The 3,176-nt window shown below is 61.2% G+C and carries 6 protein-coding genes; all 6 read right to left on the bottom strand.

The window, feature by feature from the left end; genetic code table 11:
- A partial coding sequence (locus ACZM96_RS10330) for a phage tail tube protein (protein WP_489488948.1) occupies positions 1 to 178 on the bottom strand: 178 nt, incomplete at its 3' end.
- A gap of 12 nt (positions 179 to 190) precedes the next feature.
- A complete protein-coding gene (locus ACZM96_RS10335) occupies positions 191 to 1,663 on the bottom strand; it encodes a phage tail sheath subtilisin-like domain-containing protein (protein ID WP_489488941.1) in 1,473 nt (490 codons plus the stop codon).
- On the bottom strand, positions 1,663 to 1,839 hold the full coding sequence (locus ACZM96_RS10340) for a DUF2635 domain-containing protein (RefSeq protein ID WP_489488942.1): 177 nt from the start codon (positions 1,837 to 1,839) through the stop codon (positions 1,663 to 1,665). The genes ACZM96_RS10335 and ACZM96_RS10340 overlap by 1 nt, the downstream gene beginning before the upstream one ends.
- Position 1,840: 1 nt before the next feature.
- The gene (locus tag ACZM96_RS10345; protein ID WP_489488943.1) at positions 1,841 to 2,449 is read right to left on the bottom strand and encodes a hypothetical protein; all 609 of its coding nucleotides are present in this window, start codon (positions 2,447 to 2,449) and stop codon (positions 1,841 to 1,843) included.
- The gene (locus ACZM96_RS10350) at positions 2,446 to 2,769 is read right to left on the bottom strand and encodes a MazG nucleotide pyrophosphohydrolase domain-containing protein (RefSeq protein WP_304122552.1); all 324 of its coding nucleotides are present in this window, start codon (positions 2,767 to 2,769) and stop codon (positions 2,446 to 2,448) included. Before ACZM96_RS10350 ends, ACZM96_RS10345 begins: the two co-directional genes overlap by 4 nt.
- A complete protein-coding gene (locus ACZM96_RS10355) occupies positions 2,759 to 3,100 on the bottom strand; it encodes a head-tail joining protein (protein ID WP_489488946.1) in 342 nt (113 codons plus the stop codon). The genes ACZM96_RS10350 and ACZM96_RS10355 overlap by 11 nt, the downstream gene beginning before the upstream one ends.
- Positions 3,101 to 3,176: the final 76 nt, after the last annotated feature.

Here is a 3,176-nt window from a genome sequence, read left to right on the forward strand (position 1 = left end):
CGGCGCCCTCGATATAGGACACCTGCGGCGTTTCCTTGTAGCCATGCACGCCGTCGGCGCCGATAATGGCCTCCCTTACGTCAAGGCCGAGATTGTACGAAAAGCTGCCCTTTGCCTCATAAAGCGTGCCGTCCACCTTGAAGGAAATACGGCCCGCACGGCGGTTGCCTATTGCCATGATGATGCTCCTTTACAGACGGAACTGAATCTGCACCGCAGCCACGCGGAACTGATTGACGAGATCGGGAGTGATGAGCCAGTCCAGACGGTTCACGTCGGTGGCGTTGCGCTCACACACAAGACCGGCCTTGAACTTGGCTATGTCTTCCACAAGGCCGAGTTCCTGCCAGTCCTGAAAGGCGGCCACGGCTTCGGCACGGCCCTGCTTCGGGGTCATGATCGCCTGCCCCGGGGCTATGGTTTCCGTGTCGCCGGCCAGCTTGTGGCGGGGATACTTGCGCAGGATGCGGGAACGGAAGTCATAACGGAGATACGAGAGCGTCAGCAGCGTGTTCACGTCCTGATAGCTGGTATCCGCCGCACCGGTGGACGTGGTGAGATAGTTGGTCACCATGCGCTCAATGGTCACGTTGCCGCCCGCATCGGTCACCGTGGTGGCTATGCCGGCCTTCAGCAGCAGGTTGCGTTCCTCAAGGGTAAGCCGGTCTTCCTGCGCCGGCGCAAGATCGCCGGAAATGGTCAGTGTCTGGAACGGCCGCGCGGGGTCGTTGTTGCCGTAATAGGCCACCAGAGCCGCCACGGCAGCAGCTCGCACCGCCGGAAGCGTGGGAGTTTTGCAGGCTTCCACAATGGAGATATGCGCGTAGTTGCCCTTGTCTTCCCCGCTGCCGAACTCCTGAAGCTCGGAAAACGTGCCTGCCTTGGACGTGATGGCCACGCCGTCGATATGACGCAGCGGGCCCCAGCGGTCTTCAAGCTCGGCTTCCAGCGTGCGCAGGCTGCTGCGGTCGTTCCACGGCCAGGCTATGACGTGGTACCAGGTGTCCCCCCAGGCCGCCATGAGCTCTTCCACATCGGGCTGTCCGGCGCCCTTGCTCATGGCCGTAATGGTCAGCTTGATGCCTTCGGGCATGGTTTCGTTGTAGTAGGCCGGGCGGATGTCTATGTCGTTGCCCAGAGTGCCGCCGTTTCTGGCCGTAAGCGTGACCGTGGTGTCGCTTGCCTGTGCCGTGACGGGAAGATCCGCTTCCGCATTGACGGCCGCAGCCATGGCCGTGGCCAGCGCCGCCGCTTCCGTTCCCGTGGCGCAGGGCACGGACACAGCCTGCCCAGCGATATACAGATAGATGGGCGCGCCCAGCGTGGCCGTACCTTCCACGGCTATGGTGCCCGTGGCTTTGGTCAGCTCTTCCCCGTCTTCCACGCCTATCATGCGCAGGCTCGTGTAGCTGTTGTTTTCAAGAAAAGCGCCGGCCATAAGGTGGGCCTGAGAGCCGCGGCCGAAAAGTTCAGCCGCACGCTCCGCGCTGGTCACGCTGTAGGCCTTGAGCGGTTCCGCCGTTCCTTCTTCCAGCATCTGGGCACAGATAAGCGCCGTGTAGTCCATGAGGCTTGCGCCCTGCATGGCCTGGCTGTTGTCGAACTCGATATAGGCCCCGGGCACAAGAATGCCCTGCGGCACTTCATTGAACGATATGGCCATTATTCCGTCTCCTTCCTTTCCTCATGGAGCTTCTCCACGTCTCCGTCCCTGAGCCTCCGCAGCCAGAACTGCGTCTTTTCCACCACCGCGCCGTCTTCAGGAAGCGGAAGACTGGTGGACGGGTCGCGCACCACGCGCCCGGGTGCAGGCTTCACAAACATCTGTTCGCGCTGCATGTCATTCTCCTTTGCTTTCGTCCCCATCCTGCGGAAGGGTGACTATGTCCGTTGCCTCTTTGCGGCCGTCGGGATGACTCACTCCGTCCGCAAGATCCCATTCGATGTATCCGGTCCGGAACAGGTCCACTGTCCCATCACGCGGCGGCATCCGGTAAAAGGCCGTAAACGTGAGCGTGAGGCAGGCAACGGTGATTTCCCCGTTGTCAGCCTTGCCGAGCTCCATGCCGGAATATTCAAAGTCTTCCAGCCTTCCGCCGCGGGCGGTGAACTCCCTGTCCACGGCCTCAAAGGTGAGCGCCCGGGCAACAACAAATTCCAGGGCTTCTATGCGGTCATCGAGGGGCAGGTCATGGCCCCGCACGGCTTCCAGAATGTCTACGGCAAGCTCGGCTTCCCGGCTGTCCGGCCGCGGGGAGAGATCACTTTCTGCCGCCTGCTCACTCATGACGTACACGCCCACACTGGGGAATGCGGGAGCGTCCCAAGGCTCTTCCGGATTCAGGTACACGCGGCCGGAAAAGCCCGCCGCTTCAATGAGCGCCCCCACGGCCTGCCGAAGCGCCGTGCGCGGATGCGCCGGCAATCTGCCCATAATGTCGGCGCTCATCGGCTATCTCCTTCCCCATGGAGCACTCCGCGCTCCTTACGATCGGCAAGCTTCCGGCAGCAGTCCTGCCCTATTTCTTCCAGCGTCCAGCCGCACTGCTTCGCCATGCGCGACACGCACCAGAAAACATCTCCAAGCTCATCTTTTATGCCTTTGAACTGAGGAGAATCTCGATCAAATCCGGCGTCCCTGCCCCACTTCTTCACCTTGCCCAGGACTTCCCCGGCTTCTTCGCCGAGTACGATTGCGCAGTGGTCCACGCTGTCGAAGTACGGTTCACTGAAGGTCTCCGCCTTGTCCTGGAACTCATTAAGAGTCATTGCCCAGCTCCTGCCGCTTCAGCTTGCATACGAGGCCCCCTATGCCGTCGGGCCGTATGACCTCGATGCGGAACGCCTTGCCGCGAACAGCAAGAATGTCCCCGCGTTTCAGCTTGCGGCCGAGCTTCGTTTTCACCTCCGAAACCAGCAGCGTGGCATACGGAGCACGCACAGGCGTGGCCACCCGGGCGGAACCGGGCTGCGCGTCTTCCGTGGGGTATTCGTAGAAGCAGCGCAGGGCCACGTTCTCCACAACACAGGCTTCCGTTATGCCGTCTTCCTGGGAGAACACGGCGTTCATGTCCGCATCCAGTCTGTCCAGAATGTTCATAACTTTCTTCCCTTCCTGCGCCGCAGCATCAGATCAAGCTGCCCGATGACGGAAGGGAAGAAAGTTATGAACATTC

The organism is Mailhella sp. (assembly GCF_057866825.1).

Bases quoted from the DNA above. Each gene is read 5' to 3' on its own strand.
- ACZM96_RS10335 (WP_489488941.1), bottom strand. From the start codon at position 1,663: ATGGCCATATCGTTCAATGAAGTGCCGCAGGGCATTCTTGTGCCCGGG.
- ACZM96_RS10340 (WP_489488942.1), bottom strand. From the start codon at position 1,839: ATGCAGCGCGAACAGATGTTTGTGAAGCCTGCACCCGGGCGCGTGGTG.
- ACZM96_RS10345 (WP_489488943.1), bottom strand. From the start codon at position 2,449: ATGAGCGCCGACATTATGGGCAGATTGCCGGCGCATCCGCGCACGGCG.
- ACZM96_RS10350 (WP_304122552.1), bottom strand. From the start codon at position 2,769: ATGACTCTTAATGAGTTCCAGGACAAGGCGGAGACCTTCAGTGAACCG.
- ACZM96_RS10355 (WP_489488946.1), bottom strand. From the start codon at position 3,100: ATGAACATTCTGGACAGACTGGATGCGGACATGAACGCCGTGTTCTCC.